The sequence below is a fragment of the Pseudoalteromonas sp. 13-15 genome, assembly GCF_001468205.2.
Lineage (GTDB): Bacteria > Pseudomonadota > Gammaproteobacteria > Enterobacterales > Alteromonadaceae > Pseudoalteromonas > Pseudoalteromonas marina.
Window position 1 is genome coordinate 253097 of record NZ_CP019162.1, and the last position, 16983, is coordinate 270079.

Annotated in this window: 16 protein-coding genes; 12 read left to right on the plus strand and 4 right to left on the minus strand. The window is 39.5% G+C overall.

The genetic code is table 11. From position 1 onward, the window contains the following. Nucleotides 1-101 precede the first annotated feature (101 nt). The 7 genes from ATS72_RS01280 (at nucleotide 102) to rlmM (ending at nucleotide 6182) form a co-directional block, all read left to right on the plus strand. On the plus strand, nucleotides 102-929 hold the full coding sequence (locus ATS72_RS01280) for a tetratricopeptide repeat protein (protein WP_008133135.1): 828 nt from the start codon (nucleotides 102-104) through the stop codon (nucleotides 927-929). Nucleotides 930-943: 14 nt separating this feature from the next. Beyond that, a complete protein-coding gene (locus tag ATS72_RS01285) occupies nucleotides 944-2197 on the plus strand; it encodes a DUF819 family protein (protein ID WP_058428627.1) in 1254 nt (417 codons plus the stop codon). Nucleotides 2198-2206: 9 nt separating this feature from the next. Continuing rightward, nucleotides 2207-3061, plus strand: coding sequence for a 3-deoxy-8-phosphooctulonate synthase (kdsA, locus tag ATS72_RS01290; RefSeq protein WP_006794509.1), 855 nt, complete (start codon nucleotides 2207-2209; stop codon nucleotides 3059-3061). A gap of 118 nt (nucleotides 3062-3179) precedes the next feature. Further along, complete coding sequence (locus ATS72_RS01295) at nucleotides 3180-4076, plus strand: transcriptional regulator GcvA (RefSeq protein WP_006794510.1); 897 nt, start codon at nucleotides 3180-3182, stop codon at nucleotides 4074-4076. Between the two features lie 2 nt (nucleotides 4077-4078). Further along, complete coding sequence (locus tag ATS72_RS01300; protein WP_058428628.1) at nucleotides 4079-4711, plus strand: alpha/beta family hydrolase; 633 nt, start codon at nucleotides 4079-4081, stop codon at nucleotides 4709-4711. Next, nucleotides 4711-5079, plus strand: coding sequence for a DUF423 domain-containing protein (locus ATS72_RS01305; RefSeq protein WP_006794512.1), 369 nt, complete (start codon nucleotides 4711-4713; stop codon nucleotides 5077-5079). The genes ATS72_RS01300 and ATS72_RS01305 overlap by 1 nt, the downstream gene beginning before the upstream one ends. A gap of 17 nt (nucleotides 5080-5096) precedes the next feature. Further along, nucleotides 5097-6182, plus strand: coding sequence for a 23S rRNA (cytidine(2498)-2'-O)-methyltransferase RlmM (gene rlmM / locus ATS72_RS01310; protein ID WP_058428629.1), 1086 nt, complete (start codon nucleotides 5097-5099; stop codon nucleotides 6180-6182). A gap of 75 nt (nucleotides 6183-6257) precedes the next feature. Here the strand turns inward: rlmM and cysZ are convergent, their stop codons facing one another. Next, the gene (gene cysZ, locus ATS72_RS01315) at nucleotides 6258-6968 is read right to left on the minus strand and encodes a sulfate transporter CysZ (RefSeq protein ID WP_170865584.1); all 711 of its coding nucleotides are present in this window, start codon (nucleotides 6966-6968) and stop codon (nucleotides 6258-6260) included. Nucleotides 6969-7231: 263 nt separating this feature from the next. Here cysZ and ATS72_RS01320 point away from each other — a divergent pair, with 263 nt between their 5' ends. From ATS72_RS01320 to speB, 5 genes are all read left to right on the plus strand, one after another. Continuing rightward, nucleotides 7232-7693: a GNAT family N-acetyltransferase gene (locus ATS72_RS01320; protein WP_006794515.1), complete on the plus strand. Its 462-nt coding sequence runs from the start codon at nucleotides 7232-7234 to the stop codon at nucleotides 7691-7693. Between the two features lie 206 nt (nucleotides 7694-7899). After that, nucleotides 7900-10140, plus strand: coding sequence for a sensor domain-containing phosphodiesterase (locus tag ATS72_RS01325; protein WP_058428630.1), 2241 nt, complete (start codon nucleotides 7900-7902; stop codon nucleotides 10138-10140). Nucleotides 10141-10340: 200 nt separating this feature from the next. Continuing rightward, the gene (locus ATS72_RS01330) at nucleotides 10341-11210 is read left to right on the plus strand and encodes an MYG1 family protein (protein WP_006794517.1); all 870 of its coding nucleotides are present in this window, start codon (nucleotides 10341-10343) and stop codon (nucleotides 11208-11210) included. Nucleotides 11211-11538: 328 nt separating this feature from the next. Then, entirely contained in the window at nucleotides 11539-13452 is a 1914-nt protein-coding gene (speA, locus tag ATS72_RS01335) for a biosynthetic arginine decarboxylase (RefSeq protein ID WP_058428631.1), read from the plus strand. A 3-nt stretch (nucleotides 13453-13455) separates the two neighbouring features. Further along, nucleotides 13456-14385: an agmatinase gene (speB, locus tag ATS72_RS01340; protein ID WP_006794519.1), complete on the plus strand. Its 930-nt coding sequence runs from the start codon at nucleotides 13456-13458 to the stop codon at nucleotides 14383-14385. Between the two features lie 43 nt (nucleotides 14386-14428). Here speB and ATS72_RS01345 read toward each other — a convergent pair whose 3' ends face one another. Genes ATS72_RS01345 through ATS72_RS01355 form a run of 3 tightly spaced genes read right to left on the minus strand, consistent with a single transcriptional unit; the run spans nucleotide 14429 to nucleotide 16955 of the window. Then, complete coding sequence (locus ATS72_RS01345; protein ID WP_006794520.1) at nucleotides 14429-14827, minus strand: DoxX-like family protein; 399 nt, start codon at nucleotides 14825-14827, stop codon at nucleotides 14429-14431. Then, complete coding sequence (locus tag ATS72_RS01350; RefSeq protein ID WP_058428632.1) at nucleotides 14814-15836, minus strand: M48 family metallopeptidase; 1023 nt, start codon at nucleotides 15834-15836, stop codon at nucleotides 14814-14816. Before ATS72_RS01350 ends, ATS72_RS01345 begins: the two co-directional genes overlap by 14 nt. Nucleotides 15837-15845: 9 nt before the next feature. Continuing rightward, nucleotides 15846-16955 carry a YjgN family protein gene (locus tag ATS72_RS01355; RefSeq protein ID WP_058428633.1) on the minus strand — a complete coding sequence of 370 codons (1110 nt, stop codon included), beginning with the start codon at nucleotides 16953-16955 and terminating at the stop codon, nucleotides 15846-15848. Nucleotides 16956-16983 lie beyond the last annotated feature (28 nt).

Here is a 16983-nt window from a genome sequence, read left to right on the forward strand (position 1 = left end):
ATATTCCCTCCATGCATTTGATCAAGTACATTTCGTTATTGGAATATATGGGTAGAATTAGGTAAACTACGCGTTCGTTTTCTAGAAATGTTGCAGTATTGATGACCACTTTTGGGTTTGATGAACACGATGACTCTTATATTGATGATGCTTACGATGACTTTACCCCTGCGGCAATTTATCGTTGTATTAAGGCTGAATCGAAATGGGATCCACAACTAGACTTAACAGCCGCTTTTGATGTTCTGGCTGATTTTGAAAAACAAATTAATGCATTATGTATTGTTGTACCCGACTCTCATGAACGCTTAGATAAGTTGCTAGACACCTTTTACAGTACATGGCTATTTAGCGCTTCGAGTTTAAAAGTACCTGAGCATAAATTAAATAGCCTAAGCTACACCCTAACTATGCGTAGCGGCTCGCCAACTACTCTGGCAATTTTACTTTGTCATTTTTTACAACAGGCTAACCTCGATGCCAGTATGAGCCTAAATCAAGGCGATATAGGTGTTCATATTGCTATGAGTGATGAAGAAGGCTATTTGGTTGAGCCAAGTAGCGGTCAGCAAAGTTGGTATATTATTCCTGAAAATGCTGATGAAGCTGAAGGGCAAGAACAAGAGCCCTTAGAACTTATTTTTGACGATGAAGTTTATAAGCTTTTCTTAGCGCAGCAAAAGTGGTCTTTCATTAGTGAAAATAAATTTGGCCACGCATTAACATGCGTTGAAATGTTAATGGAATTAATTGGCGACGACCCCTACGAAAGGCGTGACAGAGGGTATTTATTAAATCAGCTCGATTGCCCTAAAATGGCCCGAGATGATCTACAATTTTTTGTAGATGAATGCCCAGATGATCCAGCAATAGAAATCATCCAGCACCAAATTGAAGAATTAGAAGATAATAATAAAACTCACCATTAATATTAGGGAATACCATGGTCGAAACACAAAGCGCATTAATCACCAATGATGCAGTTGTGCTTGGTTTACTTGCGGTTATTTTGGGGTTTATATTTAAAACCTCAAACAGCGAGCGCCCAGCATTAAAAACGTTCTATAAATATGTACCGGCTTTATTGCTTTGCTACTTTTTACCTTCTTTGCTTAATACGTTTGGTATTGTCGATGGTAATAAATCGAATGTTTATTACGTTGCTTCACGCTATTTATTACCCGCCTGTTTGATACTTTTAACTATTAGCATTGATTTAAAAGCGATTTTAAACTTAGGCCCTAAAGCACTAATTATGTTTTTAGTCGGAACGCTCGGTATTGTTATCGGCGGACCTCTGGCTATATTAGTTGTGAGCGCGGTAGACCCTACAATTGTAGGCGGGCATGGGCCAGATGCTGTATGGCGCGGCATGACCACCGTAGCTGGAAGCTGGATTGGCGGTGGTGCAAACCAAGCCTCAATGAAAGAAATGTTTGAGGTGGGCGGCGATATTTTTTCAGTCATGGTCACCGTTGATGTCATAGTGGCTAATATTTGGATGGCAGTTTTGTTACTAATGGCAGCTAACCATAAGAAAATTGATGCTGCTACAGGAGCAGACACCAGCGCCATTGAAGATTTAAAGCAGCGTGTTGAAAAATATCATGCAGAGCATGCGCGCATGCCAACGCTGAATGATTACATGACATTGCTTGCTATTGCATTTGGTATTACTGGTTTAGCCCATTTTTGCGCAGACTTTTTAGGGCCGTTTTTCGCTAATAATTATGCGTGGGCAAAAGAGTACAGTTTAACCAGTAAGTTTTTCTGGTTAATTGTCATTTCAACTACCATTGGTATTAGTTTGTCTTTTACTAAAGTAAGACAGATTGAAGCATTTGGTGCATCTAAAGTAGCCTCAAGCTTTTTATACATTTTAGTTGCCTCAATTGGCTTACATATGAATGTAACCGCTATTTTTGATAACCCGGGCTTGTTTTTAGTGGGGGCTATTTGGATGCTAGTACATGCTGGTTTAATGTTGCTTGTTGCAAAATTAATTAAAGCACCGCTTTTTTATATGGCAGTAGGCTCGCAAGCTAATGTCGGAGGCGCAGCGTCTGCGCCTGTTGTTGCGTCAGCATTTCACCCTTCGCTTGCGCCTGTCGGTGTTTTACTGGCTGTATTAGGTTACGGAGTGGGTACATACATGGCTTATATTTGTGGATTAATGTTGCAAGCAGTTGCACCTTAAGGAATTAAAATGAAAGATCAAATTATCAAAATTAATGATATTGAATTAGCAAACAACAAACCGTTTGTTTTATTTGGTGGTATGAACGTTTTAGAATCGCGCGACTTAGCCATGCGCATTGCAGAGCATTATGTAGAAGTAACGACAAAGCTAAACATACCATATGTGTTTAAAGCATCATTTGATAAAGCTAATCGTTCTTCAATCAACTCGTACCGTGGTCCGGGAATGGAGGAAGGGTTAAAAATATTTGAAGAAATTAAAAACACCTTCAACATTCCTCTTATCACTGACGTTCACGAACCGCATCAAGCGGCGCCGGTTGCTGAAGTGGTTGATGTTATTCAGTTGCCTGCTTTTTTAGCCCGTCAAACAGACTTAGTTGTTGCTATGGCAAAAACAGGTGCGATTATCAATGTGAAAAAGCCGCAGTTTTTAGCACCACATGAAATGCGCCACATCATTACTAAATTTAATGAGGCTGGTAATAATAATATTGCACTTTGTGAGCGTGGCTCTAGCTTTGGTTATAATAACCTGGTTGTTGATATGTTAGGAATGGATGACATGAAAGCAATGGCACCAGTGATTTTTGATGCAACGCATGCGCTGCAACGCCCTGGTGGTCGCGCAGATTCAGCTGATGGGCGTCGAGCTCAAGCGGCAGAGTTAGCCAGAAGCGGAATGGCTTTGGGGATCGCTGGTTTATTTATCGAAGCACATCCAAACCCTAATGAAGCAAAGTGTGATGGACCATGTGCATTAGCCCTAAGCAAATTAGAAGGCTATCTATCGCAAATGAAAGCGGTAGATGATTTGGTTAAGAGTTTTGCGCCGTTAGATACCAGCGCTAGCGACTTATAAAAAGTGACCGCATAATAAAAAGCGACATTAGTCGCTTTTTTTACACCTTAAATATACTCTTTCTCGTCATGGGTATATAATTCATGCATAAGAAAAACTAATTCAAAGCTTGGTTATTATGTCAAGACGAGTCCCCCCATTAAACGCACTCAAAGCATTTGAAGCTGCGGCGCGGCATTTAAGCTTTACAAAAGCCGCAGAAGAGCTTTATGTAACGCAAGCAGCTGTCAGTCATCAAATAAAAACACTCGAAGAACATTTAGGTTTAAAGCTATTTTTACGAAAAAATCGTTCGTTATTATTAACGGAAGAAGGCCAAGGTTATTTTTTAGATATTAAAGAAATTTTTACGCAACTGATTGATGCCACAGAAAAGTTACTTGCGCGAGGGGCTAAAGGCTCATTAACGGTAAGTTTAACCCCTAGTTTTGCTATTCAATGGTTAGTGCCTCGTTTAAGTTTATTTAATGAATTACACCCTGAAATTGACGTAAGAATAAAAGCACAAGACCAAGACGAAAATTCGTTAAGTGACGATGTCGATATTGCCATTTACTACGGGCGTGGCCACTGGAATGGAGTGCAAGCTTATAAGTTACATACAGAGTATTTAGTGCCATTGTGCAGTCCTATGTTATTGAGTGGTCCCAAACCACTTGATCAACCCAGTGATTTAGCACAGCACACCCTATTGCATGACACTACACGTAAAAATTGGAAAACGTGGATGAAAACTGCGGGTGTACGTAATGTACAAGTAAATCAAGGGCCTATATTTAGCCACTCTTCTATGGTGCTGCAAGCTGCCGTTCATGGTCAAGGCGTTGCAATTGGGAATAGTGTGTTAGCTAAACCAGATATTGATGCGGGGCGATTAGTTATTCCATTTAGCCACAGTCTAGAAAGTAAAAACGCTTACTATTTGGTGCTTCGTGAATCACAAACTGAATTGGGAAAAATAGTGTCATTTAAAGAATGGATGCTAAGTTTGGTTGAACAAGAGCAAGAGTATTAATCATGATTGAATGGTTCAAAAGTCAAAGCCAACCCGCAATTGCACAGTTTATTTTTGCCCATGGTGCTGGTGCTGGCAGTGATTCTGACTTTATGCAGCACGTGGCTGCACTGATCAGTGAGCAGGGTGTTGATGTTGGTTTATTTGATTTTGAATATATGCAAATTGCAAAGCAAACCGGCAAGCGACGCCCACCAGAGCGTGCTCCCAAGTTGCTTACATACTATGAGCAAGTATTAACGCATGCTCAACCTAAATTACCCTTGTTTATTGGCGGTAAATCAATGGGTGGGCGAATGGCGTCAATGCTTGCATGCACAACTAAGCAGCCAATTAAAGGCGTTATTGCATTTGGTTACCCATTTCATCCACCAGGTAAACCAGACAAGCTTCGTACAGAACACTTTGCTGATATTCCTTGTCCATTTTTAGTGTTGCAAGGTGAGCGAGATACATTTGGTACGCGTGAAGAACTAAAAACGCTGGCAATGCCAAAACAGCCCGACTATGTATGGCTGGCTGATGGCGACCATTCATTAAAACCACGTAAAAAAAGTGGCATTACTGAATTAGAAAACCGCCAAATAGCAGCTTCTAGTGCAGCGCAATTTATAAACAAAATGTTGGGTAAATAATGACAAAACTATTTTTAATGGCAGGCAGTTTATTTTGTATGCTTTCGGTTATGTTGGGGGCTTTTGCCGCTCACGGACTAAAAAGTCGTCTATCAGAATATTCGATAGGTGTGTTTAAAACAGCCGCTGAGTATCAAATGGTGCACGGTTTAGCACTAATTGCAGTAGCTTTACTCTTAAAATGGGGTATTAACCTAAATTGGGCTGGCCACTTTTTTATAATAGGTACACTGCTTTTTAGTGGCAGCCTATATTTATTAGCACTGACAGGAATGAAGTGGTTAGGGCCAATTACTCCTCTTGGTGGGGTGTGCTTTATTATTGGTTGGATTGTTATTTTAGTGCAAGTTGCACGATTTAAGTTTTAAAAAGTTTAAGGGTTATTATGTCTAGTGTTGTGATTTATTGTCGCAGTGGGTTTGAAAACGATGCAGCTGCTGAAATAACATTTCATGCTGCTGAGCAGGGTTTTGCAGGGTATGTAAAAGCAAAACCTAATACAGGTTACGTTATATATGAATGTTTTGAAGCGCAGCATAGCGACGAGATAATCAAAAGAATCGACTTCAAAAATATGGTGTTTGCTCGCCAGTGGTTTGCCGGCACATTACTAGAAGATATGCCTTTAGAAGACCGTGTAGGCGCAGTTGTGCAAGCAGCTAAAGATTTTCCTTTATGTGCTGAACTACGAGTAGAGACGCCTGATACAAACGAAGGGAAAGAACTGCTTACTTTTTGTAAAAAAATCTCCACACCGCTTAAAAAAGCACTAGAGAAACAAAACACCGTGTTGCGTGAGTCAAAGGCAAATCGGCCTGTGATGCATGTGTTATTTTTGGAAAATAATACCGCATATGTTGGCTATTCATACAGCTATAACAATTCACCCAACTTTATGGGGATTTTACGTTTGCGTATGCCAAGCGATGGTCCTAGCCGTTCTACACTTAAACTTGATGAAGCGTTTAATGTGTTTATACCAGAGCAACAAAGAGAAACACGTGTTGCTGCAGGTATGCGATGTGTTGACCTAGGCGCATGCCCAGGTGGTTGGACATATCAGTTGGTGCGCAGAGGCATGTTTGTTAATGCAATAGACAATGGACCAATGAATGATAACCTAATGGAAACAGGGCAGGTTAAGCATTTTAGAGAGGATGGCTTTAAATATCGTCCAGAGAAAAGAAACATTACTTGGCTTGTATGTGACATGGTAGAAAAACCAACCAAAGTAACAAGCCTAATGATTGACTGGGCAGTCAATGCCTATGCAAAAGAGCTTATTTTTAATCTTAAGTTACCAATGAAAAAGCGCTTTGACAGTGTATATGAGTGCTTAGCAATGATAAAAGAAGAGCTCGCTAAGTACGGTATTAGCTACGAATTACAAGCTAAACATTTATACCATGATAGAGAAGAGATAACGGTACATTTGAATGTGACTAAAGTCCCTCAAAGCTTATACAGCTGATTGAAGATAAAAAATGGGCCGCTAGGCCCATTTTTATATACACACTGTTACTAAAGTAATAACTTCATTTAAGAGTTAGCTTCGGTAATTTGGTCGGTAATTATCTACCCACAGCCTTGTAGCACCGCATACCGCGACAGGCATAACAATTAGGTTAACAAATGGAATAGCTGTTAATAACATAACAGCAAAGCCAAACCCATAAGAAAGCCCCTGTTTAGACTTTAAGTCGTTTTTCATGTCTTTAAAACTAATTTTATGGTTATCAAATGCATAATCTTTATACTGCACCGCATACATCCAGCAAGTAAATAATACCCACAGTATTTGTCCTATCACCGGTAAAACCCACAGTAATATAAAAAAGCCAATAGCACGTGGTAAGTAATAGCATAGCTTGGTCCACTCACGGGCAAGCATACGTGGTATATCTTTTATTAAGTCAGCAAAGCCATCATCGTTAATTTTTTGACCCGTTAAGTACAACTCTACTTTTTCGCTCAAAAGTGCATTAAATGGGGCTGCAATAAAGTTTGTAATCACGGTAAACACCATACTATAACTAAATAGCACGACTAATACCGCAATTGGCCACATTAACCATTCTAACCAGCTTAGCCATTCGGGAAGCATATTGTTGATATAATTAAAACCGTCACTCAGCCAGCCAAATAAGAAAAATAATGAACTACCGAATAATAAAATATTAATCAAAAGCGGGATGAGCACAAAGCGCTTTAATCCTTTTTGGCTTATTAATTTAAACCCTGAAAAAAAATATTCCATACCTTGTATGATCTGCACAACAACCTCAATCAATGTTTACAACTAAAGTTAGTATAAATAGCTTAATAATTTTGAACAGCTATTTTGCGTAACAAAGTGTTTAAAGCAAGGTATACGCATTTTTTATCAGTTCCTTATTTGAAAGTACTGAGTCTGAATCATTTAAAGCTGTAATTGTGTTAAAACACAATGCAGAGGTTGTTCATTTGTTACAATTCGGTATAGTTTCACAACATATAATTAATATAAATTTGAGATACTCAATGCAGTTAGTTGATTTAAAACCGAATGACCAGGATGTGATTAATGTTTTTGCTGATATCGACCGACTTATAAACTCTTTATACCCTGTAGCTACCGCGCAATCACTTACCTTAAGCGAACTAGATAAACCTAACGTTTATGCCATTGGGTTAAAAAATGATGACGGGATTGTTGCTTGTGGGGCAATTGTAATGCAATCAGGGGAACCATCTTACGCAGAAGTAAGACGCCTTTATGTAAACCCTAGTTACCGTGGGAAAGGGTTATCTCGCAGAGTTATGCAAATTCTTTTGCACTACGCAGGCGAAGAAGAAATACCATTAATTAGATTGGAAACCGGCCCTAAACAAATAGAATCGATTAAACTATATGAAAATTTAGGGTTTAAACGTTGTGGTTGTTTTGGTTCTTATCAAGATAACCCGCAAAGTGTGTTTATGGAGCTTGGCTTAAGCCAATAACAAGCAGATTTTAAAACACCTATATTTTATAGGCTAACGCTATGCTGTTTATTATTGTATAAAAAACAGCAATTAGCAGTAATAGTCGTTTATTTAAAGCTATACTTTATGTTACCTAAGCGAATAATTTTATTCGGTACAGAATACGTACTGTTTTTAAAAAACATCTGTAAGCTAAAAACAATAATGAAAGTGTGTGGTGTCAAATGGAAACAGTTAGATTAAATAAGTTGTTATCCCATCAGCAAGATATTTTATCTAAAATAGCGCTTGGGCTCCCGTTTGAGGATGTCCTTGACGAGATATGCTTATCGATAGAAGAACTTATTGATGAAAAATCCGCTAAATGTTCTATTTTGTCACTAAACAAAGGGCAATTGCTGCACTGTGCCGCGCCTAACATTGAGGATGGTTATTGTCAGGCAATCAATGGGGTTCATATAGGTCCAAATGTTGGCTCGTGCGGTACTGCTGCTTATTTAGGCGAGCGCGTTATTGTTGAAGACATAGCTAATTCATCCTTGTGGGCTGATTTTAAAGACGTCGCTTTACAGTTTGGATTGCAGTCGTGTTGGTCTACCCCTGTTATTTCAACTAAATCTAGTATTTTAGGCACGTTTGCCATTTACCACGATAAGCCCAAAAAGCCTTCACCTTTCGAACTTGAATTAATCGACTATTTTGTAAATTTCACAAGTATTGCACTTGAAAAAAATGCAGAGTACATAAAAGCTAACCAGCTCATTACTGATTTAGAAAAAAGTAATGAAAAATTTGCAGCTTTTACTAAGGTTATGCCCGATTTAACACTTATTATTAGTGAAGAGGGTGAGTATATGGATATTTATGGCACCACCGACGCGCTTTTATACAAGTCACAATCTGACTTAATAAATAAAAAAATTAATGACGTAATGCCTGCTGAAGATGCCACATCAATAATGGCGGTAATAAATAAAACATTGCTCACAAACGATGTTCAAGTATTTGAATACGAATTAGATATCGACGGCAAAATAATGGTTTTTGAAGGTCGTACATCACCCATTAAAGATTACCAGTCAGATAACCCATCTCAGCGTTATATTGTTTGGGTTGCACGCGATATAACAACAAGAAAAAAAGCAGAGCTAGAAGTAGAAAGGCTTGCCTTTTATGACCCATTAACAGGTTTGCCAAATAGACGAATGCTGAATGACAAATTATCAGCCTATGTTGAGAATATAAAGCAAAGCGATGTAACCGGTGCGTTATTATTTCTAGATTTAGATAACTTTAAACGAATCAACGACTCAGTAGGCCATAGCGCGGGTGATGAAGTTCTTGTAGAGCTTTCAAAACGATTTAATGGTGTTGTTAGTGAAAAAGATACATTAGCGCGTGTTGGTGGCGATGAGTTTATTATATTGCTTGAATATGTTGGTGATAATACCGAAAGTGCAATTTTAGAGTCTGAAAAAATAGCAAAAATAATACAAAGTGTTTTTTATGATAAATTTGAAGTGGGCCGCTTAGCCTTTCAGGTCAGTTGTAGCATTGGTATTTGTTTAATAGATAAAAGCAACCATTTAACCGATAACATTCTTAAATTTGCTGATACGGCTATGTACCGTTCTAAAATGAAAAACGGCAATAGCTGCAGCTTTTATGATCCCGAGTTACAAGCATTGCTTGAAAACCAGGCCGAACTTGAAACCGACATTGTAAGAGCCATTGCACACGATGAGTTTAGTGCGTATTTTCAGCCGCAAATAAATGCAAATGGTAAAATTACGGGTGCTGAGGCTTTAATTAGATGGCATCACCCAAGTAAGGGGCTAATTGCGCCTAATGACTTTATTCCAATCGCTGAGCAAAATGGGGTTATTCAAAAGCTCCAAAACACCGTTCTGCGTGATATTTGTATTCTAATAAATGAGCTTAATAGCAAGCAGCTGATTGATGATTCATTTAAAGTGTCTATCAACATCAGTCAAGTCCAGTTCAATTCAACGACGTTAAAAACGGAATTATTAAATGTTGTTAATGATTATAATGTTAATCCATCGAATATTAAGTTAGAGATCACAGAGTCTATGCTTAGCGGCGATATTGCCAGCGTAATATCGCAAATTGATGAGTTAAAGCAGCAAGGTTTTATTTTCTCAATAGATGACTTTGGTACAGGCTATTCGTGTTTAACGCATTTGAGCTCGTTTTCAGTGAATGAGTTAAAAGTAGATAAAAGCTTTATAGATAAAATATTAGATAAAGGCACAGGGTTTAGTATTGTGCAAACCATTATTAATTTAGGTAAAAGCCTTAACTTAACAGTTGTTGCTGAAGGTGTTGAAACCGAAGAACAATTTACCGTACTTAAAACAATGAGCGTTGACATGATTCAAGGCTATTTAATTGCTAAGCCTATGAGCTTCAATGATTATTTATGCTGGCATAAGTCTTATTAAAATGTAGACACCTTCAATTTTAAATTAACATGCTTTGGTAATTTGGCTGGAGTCTGTCGTAGTATCAAAACGACTAACAAGAATCCTGTTCTTGTTAATCACATTCGTATAAAATTCACCACTTAACGTCCTATAGTTTTCACAATTAACGCAATACAGAGCGAGACTTCCTTATCCTTTCTAATAAAGACACCAGTTCAGTGACCGATTTAACAGTAGTTACTCATAACGGTAATTTTCATGCCGATGATGTATTTAGCATCGCGGTGCTTAAACATGTCTACCCTTCGTTTAATTTAGTACGTACACGTGATAAAGCGCTTATGGACAGTGCTGATATAGTGATTGATGTAGGTGGGCAATACGATCCAGATGCTGGGCGTTTTGATCACCACCAACGTGGTGGCGCAGGGGAACGTGAAAATGGAATACCGTACTCGTCATTTGGACTAGTGTGGCAAAAGTATGGTTTAGCACTGTGTGACAATAATCAAGCAGTTGCAGACAGAGTTGATGCAGGATTAGTTTCAACCATTGATGCAATTGATTGTGGTCATGTTGAGGGTGTTCAGCAGGGTATAAGTTTAAGTCAAACAATTTCAATGTATAACCCAACATGGGAAGAGAGCCCTGAGTTTGATAAGTGCTTTGATGAAGCTGTCGAATTTGCTTCTCGTATGCTGACTCGATTTATAGCGTCAGCAAGTGGCAGTGTCAATGCAAAAGCAATTGTCGCTAAAGCGATAGAAAGTGCTGAAGATCCTCGCGTTATTGTGCTTGAAAAGTACACGCCATGGAAAAAAACAGTCCATATTTTGTCAAGCGAAGCATTGTACATGGTTTATCCTTCACATTCAGGTCAATGGATACTTCAAACAGTCCCTGTCGAGCCCGGCTCGTTTGAAGATAGAAAGTCGCTTCCTAAAGCATGGGCTGGTTTGTCTGATGAAGATTTCCAAGCAAAAACGGGATTAGACGACGCTGTTTTTTGTCACAATGGGCTATTTATTGCTGGCACTAAATCATTTGAGAGTACAATGAAGCTTGCCGAAGTGGCGTTAGCTGAATAAATGATTTAGCTTCAATAGTTAATTAGCCTGATTCTGAAATCAAATCTCTAAAGCAGACTTCAGGCTAAGTAATTAATTTGCTCCTACGCAGTTGTTTAAACCACACCTAACATTACCCCTCAATATATGAGTGTGTTACCAATCTGAGCTTTTCTTAAAGCTAGGCCCTATAAAATAAGGTTTTGTTGGTCATGCTGTTTACTATTTATTTTTAATATTAAAAATCACTCGTTACGAGTAAAAATACTTGTTGGACTTAAAGGTCTATTTTTCTTTTAATGCGCGCAATTAGCCGAACCGGCATTCATTAAATAAAAGAGAAAGATAAATGAAAGAGACAACATCACTAGAACAAGCTCGCACGAGTTACAATGTTCGTCATTGGAGCCAAGGTTTTTTTGGTATTAATGATCAAGGTGATGTGTATGTTGCCCCAAAGGCTCACGCCCCAGAGCAAACTATTGCACTGACAGATATTGCAAAACAACTTCAAGAAAAAGGCTTAAGCTTACCGGCTTTAGTGCGCTTTCCACAAATTTTACATCATCGTGTGCACAGTTTATGTGGCGCATTTAATACCGCGATTGAAAACTATGGTTATCCAAAAGACTACTTATTAGTTTACCCAATTAAAGTAAACCAACAACGTGAAGTGGTTGAAGAAATAGTAGCAAGCCAAGCCGAATTAGAAAAAAAACAATTAGGACTTGAGGCGGGCAGCAAACCAGAGCTATTAACTGTTTTGGCAATGGCAGAAAAAACCAGTGCAGTGATTGTATGTAATGGCTATAAAGACAAAGAATATGTGCGTTTAGCGCTTATTGGCGAAAAGCTAGGCCACAAAGTATACATAGTGCTTGAAAAGCTCTCTGAGCTCGACATGGTACTTAGCCAAGCAAAAGCGCTAAATGTTAAACCGCGTATTGGTATTCGCGTTCGTTTAGCATCGCAGGGCAAAGGTAAGTGGCAAGCAAGTGGCGGTGAAAAATCTAAATTTGGTTTATCAGCGTCGCAAGTTTTACATGTAGTAAACCGTTTAAAAGAGGCAGGCCAACTTGATTTAATGCAACTTGTGCATTTTCACTTAGGCTCGCAAATGGCAAACATTCGTGATGTGCGTTTAGGTGTGAGCGAAGCCGCGCGTTTTTACTGTGAGCTACGCAAATTAGGTGCAAGCATTGAGTGCTTAGATGTAGGGGGCGGTTTAGCTATTGATTACGACGGTACACGCAGCCAATCGCATAACTCAATGAATTACAGCTTAGCTGAGTATGCAAATAACATTGTGTACACCATAGGTGATACGTGTAAGCAGTACGCGCAGCCCATGCCGACGATTATTTCTGAGTCGGGGCGTGCACTAACGGCGCATCATGCGGTGCTTATATCAAATGTTATAGGCACAGAAAGCTACGTACCAGAGGAGCTAAAAGCGCCTGCTGGCGATGCACCGCTTTTATTAAATAATATGTGGGCATCGTTTGTGCAATTAACCGATTTAACGGATGACCGCGCGCTGATTGAAATTTATCACGACAGCCAAGGGGATTTAGCAGAGGCGCATAACCAGTTTGCTCTTGGGCTTTTAGATTTAACGCAGCGTGCGTGGGCAGAGCAAGTTAACTTACGTATTTGTTATGAGCTTAACAAACACATGGATAACAAAAACCGTTTTCATCGCCCGATTATTGACGAGTTAAATGCGCGTTTAGCCGATAAGTTTTTTGTAAACTTTTCGCTTTTTCAATCATTGCCTGATGCGTGGGGGATTGATCAAGTGTTTCCGGTATTGCCATTAAGTGGCTTAACCGAAGCACCAAAAAAACGTGCTGTATTACTTGATATAACCTGTGATTCAGACGGTGCACTTGAGCACTATGTTGATGGCCAAGGCATTGAAAGCACTTTACCGGTGCCTGAGTACAGTGCAGATAAGCCTTACTTAATGGGCTTTTTCTTAGTGGGTGCGTACCAAGAAATTTTAGGTGATATGCACAATTTATTTGGCGATACGCACAGTGCCATTATCAATATGGATGATCAAGGCGTTGCCAGTATCAGCGAAATAAATCAAGGCGATACGGTGGCCGATATGATGCGCTATGTGCATTTAGATGTTGAGAGCTTTCAGCAGTCGTACGAGCAGTTAGTGTCTGCAAAAATAGATAAAAATGAACAGCAAAGCGTTTTAGACGAGTTGCAAAACGGCCTTAATGGCTACACTTATTTAGAAGAGTTATAAGCAATGTCTAGCTTGTTTGGTCATGTTGACCACTCATTGTATTCAAACGGGATGACGTTTTTACGTCGTCCTATGGTGCAAAATATTAATGCCATTGATGCAGATGTCGTTGTACTAGGCTTACCGTTTGACTTAGCAACATCGGGCCGTCCCGGTGCTCGCTTAGGGCCTGATGCCATTCGCAGAGCGTCGGTACATTTAGCCTGGGAAGACACTAAATACCCGTGGACATTTCCTTTGTTTGAGCGTTTAACGGTTGCTGATGCGGGTGACTTTACTTATCCGGTAGGCGATCCTGAGTATTTTACGGCACAGCTAGAAATGGCCGCAGAGCAAATACTTCGCCAAGGAGCAACGCTTTTAGGCCTTGGGGGCGATCACTTTGTAACGCTTCCGCTATTGCGCGCGCATGCAAAGATACATGGCAAAATGGCGCTGGTTCATTTTGATGCGCACACTGATACATACAGCAATGGCTCGCGTTTTGATCACGGCACTATGTTTTATCATGCACCCATGGAAGGGCTGATTGATGTAGAGCACAGCATACAAATAGGTATTCGTACCGACTTTGACCAATCAAAGCATGAGTTTGCAGTGATTGATGCAATGCAAGCTAACGATTTGCACGCCAATGAAATAGCAGCGCAAATACGCGAGCGGGTAGGCGACTTACCCGTTTACCTAACGTTTGATATAGACTGCCTTGACCCGGCATTTGCACCAGGTACAGGCACACCGGTTTGTGGTGGTTTAACATCAGATAAAGTGCTTAAAATACTGCGCGCGCTTAAAGGTATAAATATGGTGGGAATGGATGTGGTAGAGGTATCACCGTCGTATGACCAAAGTGAGCTTACCGCTATTGCCGCAGCAACAATTGCGAGCGAGTTATTGCATTTGTGGACACATAAAAATAAGTACTCACTCTAAAGTGCCCCAATAATAAAAGAGGATGTAAATCCTCTTTTATTATTTAGAGGTATCGATTACTCAAGAGTTTTATTTCTTTCAGCCATATAAAGCTTAAGGCAATAAGCGGTAAGTTGGTAGTAACTGGATTAAATGCTTCTATTAACAAATTTGGCTGCATGACCGCAACGGCCCCTAACAGGCCGCATAATAAGAAAATATTTAACCAAACTAGCTGTTTATTTTTATAAAATATAATTAGTAACAGCCCAAAAATAACCTCAGCAATACCGGCACCACGCGTAATCAAATCAGACACTTGTGCAGAATAGCCAGCACTGCCAGTCATTAACTTTTCAAGAGGGGCAACGTGATAAATCTTTGGAAAAAAGCCATGATACATCCAACTCAACCCCACAATATAGCGTGCAATTTGTATATAACCGCGGTTATTTCCTAGCATTATCTATTCGCTCCTGTGAGCTGGGGTGGCTTGATAAGTATTCGAGTAAGTTATTTACCTTTTTAAGGTGTTCGTTTTCAGTGGTATGCGCACTTTGCAAAGCTTCAATTGCATCGGCAAAATCGTTGCTTGAATAGCCTAAGTTTTCTAGTTGAGTTAATGCATAACTGTCGGCTTCTCGTTCCATATCTCGCGAAAAGCCTTGTTGGGCAAAAGAGGCACCAGTCCCCAAGGCAACCTCAGCTATTCCCTCTAAATCACCGAATATAACGGCAAGTACAATCGTACTTGCTGCCGATTGTGCTGTTATGCGAACACTATGCTGGTGGACGACATGGCCAATTTCGTGAAGTAACACTGCTTTTAGTGCATTGGGTTTATCGGCCAGTAAATTAGCTAATTCATCTGTGACCACAATTCGGCCATGAGGGAGTGCAAACGCATTAGCACCAAAACTTTGGGATTTATAAAACGAAAGCCTATACACCGACCTTTCAAGTGCAAGCTCATCAAGCATAGTTTTAAAGTGTCGCTGAACTCTGGCTTGTTGTTCGTCAGGTAACTCTGTTGGGTCGAGTGCTAATTTTTTAATTACAGCAAAACTTTGTTCACCCATTTGTTCAACAACGCTATGCGGTAGAGTATCAACACTGTAAACAGCAATTGCGGGCACAACTTTGTATAGCATTAACCACATAAAAAGAGGTGTAACTACAATTGCTGCAATAATAGCCCACTTATTTTTTTCAAACCGCTCTAGTGAATGATGATTTTTAGCGTTAAATGGCCACCTAAAATCTACATCAAGCGGAATAAACCGACCACCATCGTCAAAGCTTAGTTCGTCGGCAAGACCTGCAATCGCTGAACTTAAATTAAGTTCGTTAATTGCATAGCGGACAGGTTCGTCGTTACCGTGATTAATTTCAACGTGTGAGCCGCTAATTTTAGCGACACACAGCTGATAATTACTCGAAGCGTTTGGAAAATAATGTCCCTGAACGTTCATAATAAACTCTTATGTTAACGACAAATCAATATCAAATACGTTAGCCGCTTCCTCAGCAAAGGATGATTGCTGCTCTTGCGTTGTATCTATTAAGTTTAATGCGCCAGGGTATATATCAACGGTTGTAGCCTCGGCAAGCATTTTTGATGTGCGAATTTGTGTCCAGGGGTAAGCAAGTCCTAATGAAAACACAATAGCTAACATGTTGGTTAAAAGTAAAATGGCGTAAGGAATAGGCTTAAGCTGTGATTTAAACGATGCTACATCTTCAAATTGGCTATTATTAAAAATATGATTTCTAATTGCCGCTTTCCATACCGCGGTTACTATGGCAATCATCACGACGTAAGCAATCATTAACCCACCAAACATAACCCCCATTTTTGCAGGGTCTTGAGCTGCTTGTTGGTTTTCTACATTGAGTAAATCAAGTCCAAATAGTCCTAAAATAGCCATAAATATCACCATGGTGATAGAGCTCACCACAAAACAAATAAGGGCTGTAAGGTAGTAGGTTTCACCTTTGAGGTTTACGGCTAATGGCTTATTACCGTAACTAATATTACTGTGAATGTAAGTATCTATGCGCTTTAAAACATAAGGCATTAATAAATAAAGTGTAAATACACTGGCAATCGGTAATAGAATAAAGTTAATGAAGGCTTCGCCGTAATTACCTTTAAACGAAAAACGCACATTACGATGACGGGTCATACGCATATTAAAACGTAAGCCTTGGTTAATAATCCACGGCATTAAAAAAATAAAAGCGATGGCAAATAAAAAGCCTATGAGTGGAAGAAAGCTGACAGCAAAGGTGTAAATTAAAAATACAATAACGGCTAAAATACGGCCTTTTAAAATTTGCATTGGAGTAGCTAAGTAGTCAAAGCTGTGGCCATCTATACGAGTATGCCCATAAAAATAGCGCATTGTACGCACTTTTGCCCAGGCAGAATAAATGCCCAATGTTAATACGCTTAGTAAGATATTAACTATCCAAATACCAAAAAACTCACCGCCTTTGCCACTAAATTGTACTTTAGAGCTAGATAGCGGGGTGAGTGGATTCGCGCTCGATTCGTTTGATTGTGAAGGAGTTGGGTGTATTGATTCCATTAAAAGCCATTCCATGTTGTTTTTTTGT

What these genes read in the sequence shown, in the direction of transcription:
- ATS72_RS01355 (WP_058428633.1), bottom strand. Translation starts at nt 16,955, where the DNA reads ATGGAATCAATACACCCAACTCCTTCACAATCAAACGAATCGAGCGCG.
- ATS72_RS01280 (WP_008133135.1), top strand. Translation starts at nt 102, where the DNA reads ATGACCACTTTTGGGTTTGATGAACACGATGACTCTTATATTGATGAT.
- cysZ (WP_170865584.1), bottom strand. Translation starts at nt 6,968, where the DNA reads ATGGAATATTTTTTTTCAGGGTTTAAATTAATAAGCCAAAAAGGATTA.
- ATS72_RS01325 (WP_058428630.1), top strand. Translation starts at nt 7,900, where the DNA reads ATGGAAACAGTTAGATTAAATAAGTTGTTATCCCATCAGCAAGATATT.
- ATS72_RS01305 (WP_006794512.1), top strand. Translation starts at nt 4,711, where the DNA reads ATGACAAAACTATTTTTAATGGCAGGCAGTTTATTTTGTATGCTTTCG.
- ATS72_RS01350 (WP_058428632.1), bottom strand. Translation starts at nt 15,836, where the DNA reads ATGAACGTTCAGGGACATTATTTTCCAAACGCTTCGAGTAATTATCAG.
- rlmM (WP_058428629.1), top strand. Translation starts at nt 5,097, where the DNA reads ATGTCTAGTGTTGTGATTTATTGTCGCAGTGGGTTTGAAAACGATGCA.
- speA (WP_058428631.1), top strand. Translation starts at nt 11,539, where the DNA reads ATGAAAGAGACAACATCACTAGAACAAGCTCGCACGAGTTACAATGTT.
- ATS72_RS01300 (WP_058428628.1), top strand. Translation starts at nt 4,079, where the DNA reads ATGATTGAATGGTTCAAAAGTCAAAGCCAACCCGCAATTGCACAGTTT.
- ATS72_RS01295 (WP_006794510.1), top strand. Translation starts at nt 3,180, where the DNA reads ATGTCAAGACGAGTCCCCCCATTAAACGCACTCAAAGCATTTGAAGCT.
- ATS72_RS01320 (WP_006794515.1), top strand. Translation starts at nt 7,232, where the DNA reads ATGCAGTTAGTTGATTTAAAACCGAATGACCAGGATGTGATTAATGTT.
- speB (WP_006794519.1), top strand. Translation starts at nt 13,456, where the DNA reads ATGTCTAGCTTGTTTGGTCATGTTGACCACTCATTGTATTCAAACGGG.
- kdsA (WP_006794509.1), top strand. Translation starts at nt 2,207, where the DNA reads ATGAAAGATCAAATTATCAAAATTAATGATATTGAATTAGCAAACAAC.
- ATS72_RS01285 (WP_058428627.1), top strand. Translation starts at nt 944, where the DNA reads ATGGTCGAAACACAAAGCGCATTAATCACCAATGATGCAGTTGTGCTT.
- ATS72_RS01345 (WP_006794520.1), bottom strand. Translation starts at nt 14,827, where the DNA reads ATGCTAGGAAATAACCGCGGTTATATACAAATTGCACGCTATATTGTG.